Below are 17,105 nucleotides of genomic sequence, written 5' to 3' on the forward strand. Positions count from 1 at the left end.
GAATACCAGATCGGACAGCCCTTGCCGGGGCCATGCCCCGGCAAGGGCTCAAAGACCAAACTCCAAACGAATTTCCAGACGTGAAGTTACACCACCGCGGTCTTCGATCCCCGCGTCACGCAACGCCTGAAGGATCGCGCCGAGATTGGCATCAGCCAGATCAACGGCATGTCGTGCTGCGTCAGAATCCGGCCCCGATGCATGCATGACATGATCGACATCGAGGAAGTGAACAAGGAGCAGTTCCGGCTTGTGACTGCGGATCACTTCGGCTGCGAAGGCGGCCGTCATTCGGTCCAGCTTTTCGCCTGCGTCAGGATGTTCGAACGCAGGCACGGGGAATGAACCGGCCTTGGCTACCAATGCTTCAAAAAGCCCTGGCGTCGAGCCAGCAGCGATTTTGCCGGGCACATCATCGATCCCGAAGGAGAGGTTTTCAGGGATGAGAAAGTCGACCTTGGCGCCATAGGTGGCAGGCCAGGTTACGATTGCAGTGCTACGGCCGGCTTGGCGATAGGCATCCCAAAGCGTTGGCACCTTGATGTCGGAGGCGTTGAGATACCACTCCCGCGATCCCGGACGGAAATTGTTCGGGATACCGTTCCGTGCCGGGGCAACGCCCGTAACCAGCGTTGTGTGGGACGGGTAGGTGACCGTGGGGAAGACCCCGATCATCTTCTCTGCATGCACACCGCGGTCGCGCAGACTGAGAAGATTGGGGATCGTAACTCCCTCGCCTTCCGGATCAAGGTAGATTGCCGGCCGCAGCCCGTCGATGGAGATCATCACGGTGTAACTGGCGGGGGCTTCGGCCTCACCCTCACCGGCCGCAGCCCATGTAGGTGACAGCAACAGGATGACCGCAAGGGCGCGCGCCAGCACAACTGCGCTCAACCTCCTGGCGCTCGCCCGTAACGTTGAATCCTGGCGGACTGCCCCGCCTATTACCTCGTATTTCGTCATCATCCCTCACCTGTTGCCAGCCGCGCGATAGAGGCAACGAATAAGCGCATTCATTATCACATGCAATAATGCATGTGGTGCTGCAATTTGATGATGATCTTGTGACGCCTTCATGGCATGCTATGCCGCCGCAGCCGCTTGAAAGGAGCAACTGGTGACTCTGACCCGCGAAGATTGGCTTCAGGTCGCGGAGCAGCAGAGCGTCCAGACGCGCAGTTTGATCCTATCGGTGGCCGTCAATCTCATCGCGGAACTGGGCTATTCGCGCTTTTCGACTTCGCTCCTGGCAGAGCGCGCGAATGTCAGCCGAGGGGCGCTGCAGCACCATTTCGGCAACCGAAAGACCGACCTTGTCCTTGCCGTTGCCGAACATGTCTACGGCCGCTTTCAGCAGAATGCAGACCGGATCATTCCCGCCGATGCAAGCCTTGAAACACGCATTGAAAAAACGCTGGATTCGGCGTTCGAGATCTACAGCGGGCCAGAAGCGGTCGTGCTGCTGGAATTGTGGATGGCAGCCCGCAGCGATGAGACGCTCAAGGCAAGGCTTGCTCCGGTAATGGCAGGGCTGGATGATGCGATCGGGTCGGGTTGGGCCTCAAGGTTCAGCAGCACCGAGGCCACCGCTGAGCGAGTTGAAGCTGTCCGCTATCTGGCCCGGTTCATGTTTCGCGGCATGACCCTCGAGCGCCAGCTCTGGACGAACGAGGCGCTCGAACGTCGAGTGGTCGACTTAATGAAGGAATTGATGATTACGGTGCTCGTTGACCGTCCGACTGAATGAACATCGGGCCATCAATAGCAATCTGCGGCCAGCGTTCCCATGGCCATCTCCGCAAAAATCGGCCAGCAGCGCGATGTTTGCTGCGTCATGGACTGCCGGCTTTGGCGAAAGGCGCCGTCTTGGTAAGCCGGGCTGACTGACGCTTCAGCAAGCGGCGACATTGACAGCAAGTCCGCCGAGGCTGGTCTCCTTGTATTTCGAGGACATGTCGATGCCGGTTTGGCGCATCGTCTCGATCACCTGATCGAGCGAGACCTTGCCGACCTCGTGGCTGTGCAACGCCAAGCGCGCAGCGTTGACTGCCTTGACCGCGCCGATGGCGTTCCTCTCGATGCATGGGATCTGCACAAGGCCGCCCACGGGATCACAGGTGAGGCCGAGGTTGTGCTCCATCCCGATTTCGGCAGCAGCAGCGACCTGCTGCGGGGTGCCGCCCCAAACGGCGGCAAGACCCGCCGCCGCCATTGAACAGGCCACACCGACCTCGCCTTGACACCCCATCTCCGCCCCCGAGATTGAGGCGCGCTGCTTGTAGAGGAGGCCTATGCCTCCCGCCGTGAGCAGGAATTGCCGCGCCTTATCCTGCGCGCGCGAGCCATCGGAACAATATTCTCGAAGCACCGCCGGAATTATCCCTGCTGCGCCATTGGTGGGGGCGGTGACGACCCGCCCCCCGGCAGCGTTCTCCTCGTTCACTGCCATGGCAAAGAGGTTCAGCCGGTCCATCAGCACCTCGGCCTCGTTGGCGGGAGCGGCAGTGAGCTTGCGCCACAGTTCAGGCGCACGGCGGCGCACCGCGAGACTGCCTGGCAGATGCCCCTCCTTCGTAAGCCCGCGGTCGATACAGGCATGCATTGCGGCAATCAGGCGATCGATCCCGGCGAGGGTCTCTGCCTGAGGGCGCCATGCGGCCTCGTTGGCGAGCACCACGGTGGCGATATCGTGCCCATGGATCTCGCACAACGCCAGCAGTTCGGCGCCCGATGCATAGGGCTGCGCCGCGCGCACCGGGCTGACGACAAGATCGTCGGTGCTTGGCGCCGCAAGCTGGCGGGCTGAGGCAATGAAGCCTCCGCCCGTCGAATACCAGGTCTCATTGGCGATTGGCGCCCCGCCTTCGCCATAAGCACATAGGCGCATGCCGTTGGGGTGCAGTTCGGGGATCACGTCGCAGGCGAGCACAATGTCGCGTGCACGCTCGAATTGGATAGGGTGGGTGGCCAAGAGCCGGATCCCGCCCGTCTCTGCCTCGGCGAGGAGCGCGGGCACGTCGTCAGGATCGATGCTTTCGGGCTCCAGTCCCATCAATCCCAGCACGCAGGCATCGACCGACCCGTGCCCGACACCGGTTAGCGCGAGCGAGCCCTGCAACTCGATCGCTACCCTTCGCACCTCGCAGAGCTTGCCCGCCCCAGCCAGAGCGGCGACAAAGCGTCGGGCAATGCGCATCGGCCCCACGGTGTGCGAGCTCGAAGGACCAATGCCGATGCGAAAAAGGTGAAGGATCGAGAGCATAGGAAGCGCCTCTGGGCGACGGGAACCGATGAATGCGAATGCAAAACAAGGTCGGCTGACGCCGCTTGCAATGCCAGGATAGGCGCAAAAGCGTCGGCCCTCAACCCATCCCCTCACGCAGCGAACCATTGACTTTACTCGACGCACTACGGGTGAGACAAAAATGGCTACTGATCCCGATTTGTTGTTGACTGCGGATGCAAAAAAGCCTTTATTCGGACCGACCGGAGGAGGAGTACCAGTGGCAGCTTCCAGCGCCCATAGTGACGCGACCAAGCAGAGAATCGATGCCGGACTGCGCGCGCTCGCCGCCGCTCCGGCCGATGCCCGCACCGAAGCCGCAACCGCCGTCTTCGCCCCCGACTGCCGCTTCCACATCGCCCACCCCTTCAACGACCTGGACGGGCTGGCCGCGGGTCTGGACGGCTTCTTCACTCCGCTGCTCGACAGCCTGCACCACGCCTCTCGCACCCATGCGATCGTCGCGACCGACGAATTCGAAGGCGCTCAGATGATCGCGGTGATGGGGCATTGGCACGGCACCTTCACTTCCGACCTCGTGGGCATTCCGGCGAGCAACAAGCCTGCCTGGGTCCGTTTCGGCGAGATCCACCGCATCGATGCGGATGGGTGCATTGCGGAAAGCTGGATGCTGCCCGATATTCTCGATCTCATCCGGCAGGCGGGTCTCTGGCCGCTCGCCCCCAGCCTCGGGGCGGAGCACCAGTGGCCTGCGCCGGGCGGCAACGCACGAGCGCTTTCCGCAACCGACCACGCCGTCGGTCACGCCAACCTTGCGCTCGTGAGGGGAATGCACGCCGCGCTCGGTACCTTTGACGGCAAGAGCCTCGATTCGATGGACCTCGTTCCGTGGTGGAGCCCCAATTTCGCTTGGTACGGCCCGGCAGGGATCGGCACCGCTTTCGGACTCGACGGGTTTCGCACGGTCCACCAGATCCCCTTCCTGACCGCCTTCCCGGACCGGCGGGGCGGGCAGCATATCGGGCGGATCGGGGATGGTGATTTCGTCGTCACCGGCGGCTGGCCAAGTGTGACCGCCACCCACACCGGGAACGGGTTCTGCGGCATGCCGGCCACGGGGCGCCCGGTGGGCATGCGGGTAATGGACTTCTACCGCTGCGAGAACGGCCTCATAGCTGAAAACTGGGTGCCGCTCGATATCACCCACCTTCTGCTTCAGATGGGTTACGACATCTTGGGGCGGATCGCCCATCTGCGCGGCCATCCAAGGACCAGCCTGTGACCGGCGCGCCCTCCATAGAAAGTAGGATCGTACGCTACGCCGACCTGATTCCGTGCCGCGACGCCTTCATTGACACTCGTTCGCCAGGGTCGGACCAGAAGGAGAACTTCACCATCATCGGCCCGGGTGTGGCAGAAAACCCAAAACAGCACGTCCACATCAATGAGCCCCACGGCTTCAACATCGGCGGCGCCCGCCAACCGCCGCGCTGCCTCAATTCGCAGCACAGCCATGAAACGGTCGAGGTGTTCTACGTGTTCTCCGGGCGCTGGCGCTTCATGTCGGGCGAGCATGGGACAGATGGCGAGGTCTTCATGGGCCCGGGCGATCTGATCTCGATCCCGACCCGGCTGTTCCGGGGCTTCGAAAATGTCGGCGAGGATACGGGCTTCCTGTGGGCCGTGCTCGGCGGGGACGATGCAGGCCATGTCCTATGGGCGCCCTATGTGTTCGACATGGCCCGCGATTATGGTCTGGTCCTGCTTGAAGACGGCACGCTGATCGACACCGCCAAGGTCGAGGCTGTGCCCAAGGGCGCCCGGCTGATGCCCGAGACGACAGTGGCACAGGTTGCGGCCTTGACCCGCGCGGATTCGGCGGCGCTGGCGTCTTGCGTGATCCCTGCAGACTTGCCTCGCCCGGCGGCTCTGCACCCAAGGACAGCGGGGATCGCCGAGAGGCTCTTGATCGGCACGGCCCCCATCGATTGGCCGCATGGCTTCACCGTAGCCGAGGTGACGCTCGCCCATGATGCGGCGATTGCTGCCCACCGGCTGGCGGTACCCGATGTGTGGTTCGTGGCGGAAGGCTCCGTCGAAGTCGGCATCGGCGAAGAGACTGCGCTGTGCGGCCCCGGTGACACCATCACCGTGCCGGCGGGCGCAGTGCGCTCGCTTGCAAACCGCGGGAACGCCGCGGCGAAGGTGGTGCAGGTGCGCAGGGGCGATAAGCTGCCTGTGTGCGAACCGGTCTGACGCTATGCCCGGTCTGCTGGAAGGAAAGCGCGCGCTGGTCACGGGCGCAAGTAAGGGCATTGGTCGCGCCATCTGCCACGCTCTCGCCGCCGAAGGCGCGCATGTCACTGGTGTCGCGCGCGCTTCAAACGAGCTTGGCAGCCTGAGCGCGGAACTTGGGCAAGCCTTCGATCCCTGGCCTTACGACGTCACTGGCGAGGAGGTGCTGACCCGAATTGCCGCAGCGCCCGCGTTCGACATCCTCATCAACAACGCGGGGACCAACCGCCCAGAGCCATTCACGCAAGCCACCGACGCAGCGCTCGATCTGATGCTCGATCTGAATGTCAGGGCACCTTTCCGGATCGCCCGTGCGGCGGCACGCAAAATGGTGCGCGGAGCAACGATCATCCACATGACCAGTCAGATGGGCCGTGTAGGTTCACCGAACCGCACGGTATATTGCATGACCAAACACGCGCTCGAAGGGCTGTCCAAGGCGATGGCGGTGGAGCTTGCGCCCGCCGGAATCCGGGTCAACTGTGTCGCTCCGACCTTCGTGAAGACCCCGATGACCGAGACGATGTTCGCCGACCCGGCCTTTGCCGCCTTTGTGGAGCGGATGATCCCGATGGGCGAACTGGCGACGGCAGAACAGGTCGCCGCAGCGGTTGTCTATCTCGCTTCACCCGCAGCGGCCATGATCACCGGACACAGTCTGCTGATCGACGGCGGCTGGACCGCACAATAGAAAGGATTCGTCATGCCGCCTCCCGTCATGCGTGTCGCCACCACCGACATCACCGACATGATAAGCCCGGGCCCCGAGCGGCGAATGGCGTTGCCTGGCTTCGCCGATGAATTTGTCGATTTCCCGCACTACATCATTCGCATCACCGAGCGTATCTGGCACGACCGCGAGGTTGACCTGTGCCTCAAGTGGTACTCACATGATTGCGCGATCCACACACTCGCCGGCCCCATTACTGGCGCGCAAACCGTGGTCGACAACACTTGGGCCACGCTCGCCGCCTTTCCAGATCGAAGGCTGGATGGTGACAACGTGATCTGGTCGGAAGAGGGGAACGGCAGTTTCCTGTCCTCGCACCTCATCACGTCCAAGATGACCAATCTAGGCGACAGCGATTTCGGCCCCGCCACAGGCAAGCGTGTGCTGGTGCGGACCATCGCTGATTGCCTGTGCCGAGAGAACCGCATTGTCGAGGAATGGCTGGTGCGCGACAATCTTGCACTGGTAGAACAGCTGGGCTTCGATCCCCAGAAAGTTGCTGCGCGGCAGGCGGCGCAGGACGCGAAGGCGGGGCGTTCTCTGGTGGAGGTACTCGCGCCCTATCACGCCGAGGCACTCCATTCTGTCGATGCCGAAGCGGCGACTGATGCACAGCGCATCGCAGTCGATCTGCTACGTGCCTGTTGGCAGAACGGTGACCGCGGGCGGGCCGCAGCGCTATCGGATTTCCGCCTCAACGCGAGGGTGCCCGGTGGCCGCTTCCTTTATGGTCCTGATCAACATACCGACTGGCGCGCACCCATCCGCGCCGCCTTCGGCCCGCGTGCAAGGCTCCGAATCGAGCACATTGCCGAGGTGCCGTATCTGGGTGAAGCCTGCGATGTCGCCGTGCGCTGGTCGCTGGCGGGCACGCACGCAGGCGCGGGGGCCTATGGCGAGCCGACGGGCGCGCCCCTGCTAATCATGGCAGTCAGCCATTTTCGGGTAATCCAAGGCCGTGTGCGCGAGGAAGTCACCATCTGGGACGATATCGCCGTGCTGCGTCAGATCGCAGGCTTCACGCAAGGCTGAGAGCAGCGCCCGGCCCCCGTGGCTGACTGAGAGGGCCCTCGCCTGCGGCATCGGGGATAGGACGGCTGGAGAACGCTGGCGCCCGGCAAACGAAAGGGGCGGGAGGCCAAGCCCTCCGCCCCTTCATGTTTCGGCCCTCGCCTGTTCGCATCAGAACCGCAGGCTCAGGATAGCCCCCCACTGGCGCGGCGCGGCATAGCTCGCCTGCAAGGCCGCCCCGCCGCCCCAAACGAAGCGGGTGAGCGTCTGTTCGTCGGTGACATTGTTGACGAAGGCCTGGACCGAGATGTTCTCGTTGTAGGCCCAGGTCAGACGGAGGTCGACCTTCTGGAAGGACTCCTGCCGCTCCAGCACGGAATTGAACGGCTGGCCGAAGAAACTCGACGAGAAGTTCATGATCGCAAACGGCGTCAGCGTGCCGAGGCTGCCCAGATCAATCTCGTAGCTCGCGAACACCGCGCCGGTCCAGTCGGGCGAGTGCGGGATCGCATTGCCGCTGATATCGCAGCCGAAGGCCGCTGCGGGCTGGCCGGTGCCTCCGGTGCCCGGGATCAGACCGCAGTCATAGCCCGGCGCGAACACACGGCGCTGCCCAGCCGCGGCGATCTGCACTCCGTTGACGATGGTCGGCGCGGTCACACTGGCATCGGTGACGAGAATGCTCGTGCCGAAGGGCGCGGGCACCTGGTCGTATTCGGAGTAACGGGCATTGAGATAGGCTAGGTTGGTCCCGATCTCGAGCCCTGGCACCGGACGCCAGAGCAGCTCTGCCTCGGCCCCATAGGCGCGCGCGCGGGCGCTGTTTTCGATGATCGAGAGCGTGGTCGAACCCTGAGGCACCTGCCGCTGTTCCTGCAAGCCGCTGAAGCGGTTGTAGAAGGCCGCAAGGTTCAGTTGCAGGGTGTTGTCGAGGAAGCGGTTCTTCGAGCCGATTTCATAGGCTGTCACCTCTTCGGGATCGAAGGTCGGCTGCAGGGCCGCAGGGCCCTGACCCGAATTGAACCCGCCCGAACGGAAACCGGTCGAGACGCTGGCGTAGAGCAGGTTGTCCGGAGTTAGATCGTAATCGACCGCGAGCCGCCAAGTCGCCTTGCGGAACTTGGCCGTGTCGTAGGTTGCGCCGGTCAGCACGGTGGTGTTGGCGGCAAGGCACTGGAAACCGGGGCGCGGCGGAGGGAAAGTGGTGTAGGTGCAATTGGTGGGCGCGCCCTGCACCCCGAAGGCGCTGTCGGGGATCGGCCCGGTCGCCAGCGTGATCGCGGTGCCCTGCGGCACCGGCGGCGTGCCACTGGTTGGCAGGACGGCATTGGCATTGGCGAAGGCGAAGTCCTTGGTGTCCTCCGTCCACCGCAGCCCCGCGGTCAGACGCAGACTGTCGGTCACCTCGTAGCTCGCCTGACCGTAGAAGGCGACGCTCTCGGTCGAGGCGCGCTGCTGGTCATAAAAGCCCCCGCCGTTCTGGGCGAGATTGAGGTTGGGCGTCACGTTGCGGATGATGCGCGGCAACTGCTGGTTGATGAAGATGCCGGTCAGGTCGTCCTTGAAGTAATAGGCGCCGACCACCCAGTCGAGACGGCTGGTCGTGTCGCTGGACAGCAGCTGGATTTCCTGACTGAAAGTTTCGGCCCGCGTATCCTGGAAATCGATCGCAATCTGGTTGCCGGAAAAGTCCGAGTCCGACGTGCGCACTGCGCTGAAATCGGTGTAGCCGGTGATCGAGCGCAGCTTCACCCCGCCGAAGTCGTAGGCAAGGTCGGCGGTGAAAGCGGTGTTTTCGAGATCGAGGATAGTCGGTTGGTCGGTATCGATGGTGTAGCCATCGCCCGGCGCGACAATCGGCACGCCCAGATCGCTGGTCGCCGGGCCGCCCGGCAGCGCATCATTGACCCCGTCGCGGTTGCCGGGCCGGGTATTGAGGTTGGTCACCGGGGCCGCGTTGTAGAGTTGCTGGCGCGAACCGACGTCGAAATAGGAGCCGATGATCTTGTAGCCGAAGGCCGAACCGCCCGCCCCCTTGCGGGTCGAATAGTCGAACTTGAGGTAGGCCGAGAAAGCGTCGTTCGGCTCCCATTGGATCCCGGCACGAAGGTAGCGGCTGTTGTCGTCGAACAGGTTGTTGCCGAGCGGATTGACGTTCTCGACCCAACCGTCCGAGGTCTCGTAAGACCCCGCCACGCGCACCGCCAGCGTATCGCCCAGCGGCACGTTGACGAAGGCATCGGTACGGAACCGCCCGAACTCACCGACATGGACATCCGCCCCGGCGAGCAGATCGCCGAGCTCGGGCCGGGCGGAGCGGATCTCGATGTTGCCGCCAAAGGTGTTGCGGCCATAGAGTGTGCCCTGCGGCCCGCGCTGGACCTCGACCCGTTCGATATCGACAAAGCCGGTGGTCGCCTGGCTGGCGCGCGACTGGTAAATGCCGTCGACGAAGAAGCCGATGGTGGTGTCGCCGTTGACCCCGACATTTTCGGTGCGCACCCCGCGGATCGCCGGACGCGCATCCGAGCCCGAACGGCCGAAGGTGAAACCCGGCACAAAGCCTTCAAGCCGTCCGATGTCGAAGGTGCCGCGCGCAAGGATCTGTTCCGCGCTGAAGGCCGAGACCGAGATGGGCACGTCCTGGAGATTTTCCTCACGGCGCTGAGATGTGACGATGATCTCGCCGATGCCATCGGCGGCCTCGGTCCTGCCCGTGGAGCTGTCCTGTGCGTGGGCCGGCAGGGCGGTCCCGAGCGCGATGATGCTGACGCTGACGGCGATAGCGTTCTTGAACTGACCAGCCATGTGAATTCCCCTCGGGTTGGTTGCCGGGATAGAGGAATGCCGGATTTGACTTCGGATGCAACAAGAATCGTACTGGAATGGATCAATTAGCGTACATCAATTGCGCATTGTTGCAGAAATGCCATGCAATCTGAGCCCTTCAACAGCCTACGCCTTCAGAATCCTGAGCCGTTCCACTTGCATCCGAAGTCACTTATGCATAGGATCGCCTGCACTCACAGGGAGACGACACTCGTGGCACGCTATCTCAAAACCGGCATCACCGAGGATGCCGCCGCCGAAGCCGATGCGCAGGTTCGCACCACGGTCGAGGCCATCATTGCCGACATCAAGGCACGTGGTGATGATGCGATGCGTGACTGGTCGGCGAAGTTCGATGGCTGGAACCCTGCCGACTTCCGCCTCGGCCAGGCCGAAATCGATGCCGCCTATGCCGAGCTCGATCAGCAGACCATCGAGGATATCCGCTTTGCACAGGCGCAGGTGCGCAATTTCGCGCAGATCCAGCGCGATGCGCTGAAGGATGTCGAGGTCGAGACGCTGCCGGGCGTAGTGCTCGGCCACCGCAATATCCCGGTCAACTCCGTGGGGTGCTATGTGCCCGGCGGCAAGTATCCGCTGGTCGCCTCGGCGCATATGAGCGTGGTCACGGCCAAGGTCGCCGGTGTGAAGCGCATCGTCTCGGTTGCCCCGCCCTATCAGGGCAAGCCCAATCCGGCGATCGTGGTCGCCATGCACATGGCGGGCGCGGACGAGATTTATTGCGTGGGTGGGGTGCAGGCCGTAGCCGCGATGGCATTGGGAACCGAGACCATCGCCGCCGTCGACATGATCGTCGGCCCCGGCAACGCCTATGTCGCCGAGGCCAAGCGCCAGCTGTTCGGGAAGATCGGGATCGACCTCCTCGCCGGCCCCACGGAAACGCTGGTGATCGCGGACGAGACTGTGGACGGGGAACTGTGCGCCGCCGACCTCTTGGGGCAGGCCGAACACGGCCCCAATTCGCCCGCTGTGTTGCTCACCAATTCGGAAACGCTCGCCCGCGACACCATCGCCGAGATTGAGCGCCAGCTCACCATCCTCCCAACCGCCCCAATCGCTGCCAAGGCCTGGGCCGACTATGGCCAGGTGATCGTCGCCGACAGCTACGAGGAAATGGTCGAAATCGCCGACCAGATCGCGTCGGAACACGTGCAGGTGATGACCCGCGATCCCGACTACTTCCTCGAACACATGACCAACTACGGCGCCCTGTTCCTAGGCGAGCGCACCAATGTCTCCTATGGCGACAAGGTGATCGGCACCAACCACACACTCCCGACGCGCGGCAACGCCCGCTTCACCGGGGGGCTGTGGGTTGGCAAGTTCATCAAGACGTGTACCTATCAGCGTGTACTGACCGACGCGGCGAGCGCGATGGTGGGGGAGTATTGCTCGCGCCTGTGCGCCATCGAAGGCTTTGCCGGGCACAAGGAACAGGCCGACATTCGGGTGAGACGCTATGCCAAAGAAGAAGCTGTCTGAGGCTGTGCCGGGAGGTGGGCCGGGCGGCTCGGGCGCAACGTCCTATGATGTCGCCGAGTTGGCAGGGGTCTCGCAATCGGCGGTCAGCCGCGCCTTCCGCACGGGGGCATCGATCGCGCCCAAGACCCGCGAGAAGATCATGCGCGCGGCCAAGCAGCTGGGCTACCAGCCCAATGCCTTCGCGCGCGGCCTAATCACCCGGCGCACCAACCTGGTGGCGGTTGTAATCTCCAACCTCACCAACCTCTATTACCCTGAAGTGCTGGCCGAACTGACCCAGCGGCTTTCGGCGCAGGGGCACCGGGTGCTGCTGTTCAGCCTCGCTTCGGAGAGCGAGATCGACGAGATGCTCGGCCTGATCTGGCCCTACCGGGTCGACGGGGCGATTATCGCGGCGCGGCTGAAGGACGACCAGATCCGCCAGTTCAACGATCGCGGCATCCCGATCATCCTGTACAACCGCGTCGGCGAGGGCGAGCCTGCTGCCAGCGTCTGCTGCGACAGCGCCTCGGGCGAGCGCGAACTGGTGCGGAACCTGCTGGCCGCCGGGCATCGACGCTTCGGGATCATCGCCGGGCCGCAGGACAGCTATGTTGGCGAAGAGCGACTCGATTCCGCCCGCCGCCACCTTGCCGCCGCAGGGATCGAGCCGTTCATCTACCGCGGCGGGTTCGATTATCACTCGGGCGACGAGGGTCTGCGGGCTTTGATGGAGGCATCGGGCGGCGCGCTCGATGCGGTGATCGCGACCAATGATGCGATGGCGCTGGGTGCGATGGATTGTGCGCGGGGGGTCTATGATCTGGCGATCCCGCAACAGCTTTCGATCGTCGGCTTCGACGGCGTCGGTCCGGCGACCTGGGGCGGATACCAGCTCACCACCATCCGCCAGCCTGTGCGGCGGATGGCGGAGGCGGCGGTCGACATGCTGATCGAGCGGATCGAGCAACCCGGCATGATCCCCGAACAGCGCCTGTTCGGCGGAGAATTGCTCCCCGGACGTTCGGCACGGCTGGGATGACGTCGGCACCGCTACCGCTGCTGATCCCCGGCAACATGTGCGATGCCCGGCTGTGGGACGGCGCGAGCGGGGCGGTTCGCGTGGCGCTTGAAGCGGCCACGGGGCGCGCTCCGGCCGATGCCGACACCACGCAGGACGATACCATCGCCGCAATGGCTGCGCGCGCTCTTGCAGCGACCGAAGGTCAGCTGATCCCGATCGGCTTTTCGATGGGAGCGATTGTCGCGGTCGAGATGGCGGTGCTGGCGCCCGATCGCATCGCCGGACTTGGCCTCATCGGCTACAACGCCACCGCCGACCTGCCCGAACGCGCCGCGCACCGCCCCATTCAGCAGGCAGAGGTCCGCGCCGGGGGGCTGGAGCGGGTGCTGGTGGAGGAGTTGAAGCCCAATTACCTCGCCGCGGCCAATCGCGAGAACCTGCCGCTTCTCACCTTGCTGCGCGACATGGGCATGGCGCTCGGCCAGGAGGTCTTCGTCCGCCAGTCCGAGGCACTGCGCCTGCGCAAGGACCGCGTCGAGGCGCTTTCCCGCCTCGTCTGCCCCGTCCTGCTGATGGCGGGCGAGGAGGACGCCCTTTGCCCGCATTCATGGCACCGGCGCTGGGCCGGGCTGATACCACAGGCCCGGCTCCACATCCTTCCCACCGGCCACATGCTCCCGCTCGAAGCACCGCATGCGCTGGCCGATGCCCTTGCCGCGTGGCTGCCCACGCTCTCCCATGCCCAGACAGAGGAGCGCCCTGCCCCATGACCGACCGCATTCTGACCACTCACGTCGGGTCGCTCCCGCGCTCCAAGGAGGTCACCGACCTCGTCTTCGCGCAGGAGCGCGGGGAAGCGATCGATCAGGCGCGGTTCGATGCGGTGATCGACGCGGCGGTCGACGAGGTTGTGCGCCTTCAGGTCGAGGCCGGGATCGACTTGGTCTCGGACGGCGAGATGTCGAAGATCAGCTACGCGACCTACATCAAGGACCGCATCACCGGGTTTGACGGGGATAGTCCGCGTACGCCGCCTGCCGACCTCGAGATGTTCCCGAGTTTTCTAGAAAGGCAGGCCAAGGGGGGCGGTACCCCGACCTATCGTCGCCCCAAATGCGTGGGGCCGATTGCGGTCAAATCGATGGACCCACTTGAGGCCGATCTTGCCCATATGACCGCCGCGATGGCTGCGCACTGCCCGGTTGGCGGCTTCATGAACGCAGCCTCCCCCGGCGTGATTGCGCTGTTCCAGCCCAACGAATATTACCCCTCGCAGGATGCCTATCTCGAAGCGCTGGCCGAGGCGATGCGGCCCGAATACGAGGCGATCGCCGCCGCCGGGCTGCTGCTGCAACTGGACAGCCCCGACCTCGGGCTTGGGCGGCACATGATGTACAAGGACCGCTCGGACGAGGAATACCTCCGCCTCATCGGCGGCCATGTGGAGGCGCTGAACCACGCCCTGCGCAACGTGCCAGCCGAGCGCGTGCGGATGCACGTGTGCTGGGGCAATTACGAAGGCCCGCATTGCTGCGATGTCGAAATGGGGGTGATCCTACCCACCCTGATGAAGGCCAAGCCAGCCGGGCTCCTGTTCGAGACCAGCAACCCGCGCCATCAGGCCGACTGGACCTATTTCGCCGAAATGGCGCACCTCATCCCCGAGGAGAAAATCCTCATCCCCGGCGTGATCGACAGCACCACCAACTTCATCGAACACCCCCGTGTCGTCGCCGAGCGGATCGAGCGCTACGCCGATATCATCGGCCGCGAGCGGGTGATTGCGGGGACGGACTGCGGCTTTTCGACCTTCGCAGGCTTTGGGGTGGTCGATCCGGCGATTGTCTGGGCCAAGCTGAAGACCCTCGCGGACGGCGCAGCCCTGGCGAGCGAACGCCTCTGGCGCGGGGCGGCGGCGTGAGCGACTTCAAAACCCGCCTCGCCAGCGGCGCGCCCCTGATTGGCACCTTCGTCAAGACGCCGCATCCTCACGTGGTCGAGGTGCTCGCCTCGACCGGGCTTGATTGCCTGTGCCTCGATGCCGAACACGCCCCCTTCGACCGCCGCGATCTCGACGCCTGCATCCTTGCCGCGCGCGCAGGGGGAATGCCGGTGCTGGTGCGCCCCGCTTCCTCGGCGGCGCACGAAATCCTGGGCGCACTCGATTGCGGCGCGGACGGGGTGCTGGTGCCCCACGTCCGCTCCGCTGCCGAAGCCGAGGCGGTGGCGGCCAGCGTCCATTACGGCCCCGGCGGCGGCCCCGCCCGGCGCGGCTATGCCGGATCGAGCCGTGCGGCCGGATACGGCACTCTGCCCATCCCCGATCACCTCGCCGCCAGCGCCGCGCGCAGCGTGGTGATCGCGCAGATCGAGGATCTTGAGGCGCTGGGGCACATCGACGCGATCGCCGCTGTCCCCGGCATCGACGCTCTGTTCATCGGGCGGATCGACCTGACGATTGCCCTGGGCTGCACCTCGCCCGATGATCCTGAAGTGATCGCAGCGGTGGAGCGCATCCTTGCCGCTTGCCGCGCTGCCGGGCGGGCCTGCGGGATGTTCACGCCGCGCCCCGCCGATGCTGCAATGTGGCGCGAGAAGGGTGCGAGCCTGTTCCTGCTCGGCTCCGACCACGGCTTCCTGCGCGAGGGTGCCGCCAGCCTCGCCCGCGCGGCGGGTTTTGCGACATGACCGCGATGCAGCGCGCCGAGGACATCAGCCAGACCCGCCGTATCGCCGCGCTTGTATTCCTGCTGGTAGGCTATTTCTTCTACGCCTGGTCGTGGAATACGGTCGATATCCTGCGGCCCTATATCAAGGATGATCTCGGCCTGTCGCTGACGCAATCGGGATCGCTCTATACCGTGCAGGCAGTGGGCGCGATTTTGGGCGCGGTGGTGATGGGGCAGGTGGCCGACACCATCGGACGGCGCAATGCGCTGATGATCGCGATGATCGGCTACGGAACCATGCTGCTGTCGGGGCTGGTGGTGGCCGATTATGCCTCGCTGGTCGGACAGCGGGTATTGATGGGCTTCTTCATGGGCGCGATGTACCCAATCGCGGTCGGGATCTATTCAGGCCTGTTTCCCGTGCGCGTGCGCGGGCTGATCGCAGGCTTCGTTCTCGGCACCTACAATGTCGCGGTCTCGGCGCTGGGCTTCCTTTCTGCCGCCGCGTTCCGGGCCGGAGCGGACTGGAAGGTGCTGCTCTATGCCGGTGCGGCACCAGTGGTGCTGGCGCTCTTTGCGCTGATTGTGGTGCCCGACGACCGCCGGATTATCCCTTTCGGCGGCGCGCCGGGGGGAAGCACGACGGCGGCTTCGAAGCTCCCGATCGCCGAGCTGTTCCGTCCCGGCGTGTCGCGTCAGACCCTGCTGCTGGCGACGATGTCGGGGCTCAATTTCTTCGCCTATCAGGCCTTCACCGGCTGGGCGAGCACCTACCTCAAGAGCGAGCGCGGCATTCCCGACACGGTCGTGGGCGACGTACTCGGCTGGCAATTCATCGGCGCCGCACTGGGTGGGCTGATCTGGGGCTGGATCAGCGACCGGCTGGGACGGCGCAGCGGAGCGGCGGGGTTCGTCCTCGCTGCGGCGATCATCCCGGTCTACCTCTTCGTGCCGCTTCCGCTCGAACTGCTCGAGGCGCTCGGCTTTGCCTATGGCGTGATGCTCAGCGCCTCGGCGATCTGGGGGCCGTGGCTATCTGAGCTCTACCCGCCGCATCTGCGCTCGACCGCGGCCTCGATCTACAACTGGGGCCGCGTCATCAGCATGACCGCGCCGCTGATCACCGCCCCGCTGGCCGAGGCGGTGGGGCTCGCTCCCGTCATGGCACTCGCCTCCGTCAGCTTTCTCATGGCTGCTGGGATATGGTCCGTTCTTCCCGAGACAGCGGGACGGCCAGCAGCCTGAGCTACGCCAATCAACCGAATAGATCTTGTGAGGTGCGCGGATCACGCAGGTTCGCACTTCGCCTCTAGAACGCCTACCCTCGATAGCCATCTGGAAGCTCTCGACCCAGAGCCGGTCGTTGGCGGCCGCTGCGTTGAACAACCGGTTCCGCCAAAAGCCGGCATTCTGCTCTCAGCGCCACTCACCAATCCCGCCGATCGCTTAGTCGAAAGCAATACGCACGGTGGTCCGAGGCAAGTGCACTGAACGGCGTTGTCAAAGAAATTTGGGAACCCTTATTGGAGCAGCATGGGGTCTGACAAAGTTATTACGAGAGAGGAACGGCTGTACCACAAAGAGAAGCACTCTGATATCGGATAAAACGCAAAATCCGGACTGCCAGTGTCGAAGGCCGATCCTTCTTAGCCCCGGTAGGCCATAGTCCAGCACCGGACATACTGCATGAAGCTGAGGATTTAAACTTAAGCCGCATACGCTGAGATCGTGTCCCACGGCGTGGTGTAGCTTATTGGAGCTCCCGCCGATTTCGGCATCAGTCTGAGCCGATCATGCGCCGGGTACAGCCGAGAGCATGAC

At 64.3% G+C, this 17,105-nt stretch carries 14 protein-coding genes; 11 read left to right on the plus strand and 3 right to left on the minus strand.

Annotated elements, in window-relative coordinates; all coding sequences use genetic code 11:
* Nucleotides 1-48: 48 nt before the first annotated feature.
* Nucleotides 49-882 carry an alkaline phosphatase family protein gene (locus tag C0V72_RS14695; protein WP_172439050.1) on the minus strand — a complete coding sequence of 278 codons (834 nt, stop codon included), beginning with the start codon at nt 880-882 and terminating at the stop codon, nt 49-51.
* 235 nt (nt 883-1,117) lie between these two features.
* Here C0V72_RS14695 and C0V72_RS14700 point away from each other — a divergent pair, with 235 nt between their 5' ends.
* Nucleotides 1,118-1,747 (plus strand): TetR/AcrR family transcriptional regulator, encoded by a 630-nt coding sequence (locus tag C0V72_RS14700; RefSeq protein WP_172439051.1) that lies wholly within the window; start codon nt 1,118-1,120, stop codon nt 1,745-1,747.
* 144 nt (nt 1,748-1,891) lie between these two features.
* Here the strand turns inward: C0V72_RS14700 and C0V72_RS14705 are convergent, their stop codons facing one another.
* Nucleotides 1,892-3,262: an L-serine ammonia-lyase gene (locus C0V72_RS14705; RefSeq protein WP_101794894.1), complete on the minus strand. Its 1,371-nt coding sequence runs from the start codon at nt 3,260-3,262 to the stop codon at nt 1,892-1,894.
* A gap of 241 nt (nt 3,263-3,503) precedes the next feature.
* Between C0V72_RS14705 and C0V72_RS14710 the strand changes: the two genes are divergently transcribed.
* The 4 genes from C0V72_RS14710 to C0V72_RS14725 are packed head-to-tail and all read left to right on the plus strand — an operon-like array spanning nt 3,504 to nt 7,301.
* Nucleotides 3,504-4,526 (plus strand): ester cyclase, encoded by a 1,023-nt coding sequence (locus tag C0V72_RS14710; RefSeq protein ID WP_172439052.1) that lies wholly within the window; start codon nt 3,504-3,506, stop codon nt 4,524-4,526.
* Nucleotides 4,523-5,500: a cupin domain-containing protein gene (locus tag C0V72_RS14715; protein ID WP_172439053.1), complete on the plus strand. Its 978-nt coding sequence runs from the start codon at nt 4,523-4,525 to the stop codon at nt 5,498-5,500. The genes C0V72_RS14710 and C0V72_RS14715 overlap by 4 nt, the downstream gene beginning before the upstream one ends.
* 4 nt (nt 5,501-5,504) lie before the next feature.
* Nucleotides 5,505-6,230 carry an SDR family NAD(P)-dependent oxidoreductase gene (locus C0V72_RS14720; protein ID WP_101794896.1) on the plus strand — a complete coding sequence of 242 codons (726 nt, stop codon included), beginning with the start codon at nt 5,505-5,507 and terminating at the stop codon, nt 6,228-6,230.
* A 12-nt stretch (nt 6,231-6,242) separates the two neighbouring features.
* Complete coding sequence (locus C0V72_RS14725) at nt 6,243-7,301, plus strand: ester cyclase (protein WP_101794897.1); 1,059 nt, start codon at nt 6,243-6,245, stop codon at nt 7,299-7,301.
* A 150-nt stretch (nt 7,302-7,451) separates the two neighbouring features.
* On the opposite strand, the gene C0V72_RS14730 is transcribed toward C0V72_RS14725, so the two are convergent.
* On the minus strand, nt 7,452-10,088 hold the full coding sequence (locus C0V72_RS14730) for a TonB-dependent receptor (protein ID WP_101794898.1): 2,637 nt from the start codon (nt 10,086-10,088) through the stop codon (nt 7,452-7,454).
* A gap of 234 nt (nt 10,089-10,322) precedes the next feature.
* Here C0V72_RS14730 and hisD point away from each other — a divergent pair, with 234 nt between their 5' ends.
* The 6 genes from hisD to C0V72_RS14760 are packed head-to-tail and all read left to right on the plus strand — an operon-like array spanning nt 10,323 to nt 16,529.
* Complete coding sequence (gene hisD / locus C0V72_RS14735; protein ID WP_172439054.1) at nt 10,323-11,612, plus strand: histidinol dehydrogenase; 1,290 nt, start codon at nt 10,323-10,325, stop codon at nt 11,610-11,612.
* Entirely contained in the window at nt 11,590-12,633 is a 1,044-nt protein-coding gene (locus tag C0V72_RS14740) for a LacI family DNA-binding transcriptional regulator (protein WP_101794900.1), read from the plus strand. Before hisD ends, C0V72_RS14740 begins: the two co-directional genes overlap by 23 nt.
* Complete coding sequence (locus C0V72_RS14745; protein WP_101794901.1) at nt 12,630-13,385, plus strand: alpha/beta fold hydrolase; 756 nt, start codon at nt 12,630-12,632, stop codon at nt 13,383-13,385. The genes C0V72_RS14740 and C0V72_RS14745 overlap by 4 nt, the downstream gene beginning before the upstream one ends.
* The gene (locus C0V72_RS14750) at nt 13,382-14,536 is read left to right on the plus strand and encodes a cobalamin-independent methionine synthase II family protein (RefSeq protein WP_101794902.1); all 1,155 of its coding nucleotides are present in this window, start codon (nt 13,382-13,384) and stop codon (nt 14,534-14,536) included. The genes C0V72_RS14745 and C0V72_RS14750 overlap by 4 nt, the downstream gene beginning before the upstream one ends.
* Nucleotides 14,533-15,303 (plus strand): HpcH/HpaI aldolase family protein, encoded by a 771-nt coding sequence (locus tag C0V72_RS14755; RefSeq protein WP_101794903.1) that lies wholly within the window; start codon nt 14,533-14,535, stop codon nt 15,301-15,303. Before C0V72_RS14750 ends, C0V72_RS14755 begins: the two co-directional genes overlap by 4 nt.
* On the plus strand, nt 15,300-16,529 hold the full coding sequence (locus C0V72_RS14760) for an MFS transporter (protein WP_101794904.1): 1,230 nt from the start codon (nt 15,300-15,302) through the stop codon (nt 16,527-16,529). The genes C0V72_RS14755 and C0V72_RS14760 overlap by 4 nt, the downstream gene beginning before the upstream one ends.
* Nucleotides 16,530-17,105 lie beyond the last annotated feature (576 nt).

The organism is Porphyrobacter sp. TH134 (assembly GCF_002855495.1).
Taxonomy (GTDB): Bacteria; Pseudomonadota; Alphaproteobacteria; order Sphingomonadales; family Sphingomonadaceae; genus Erythrobacter.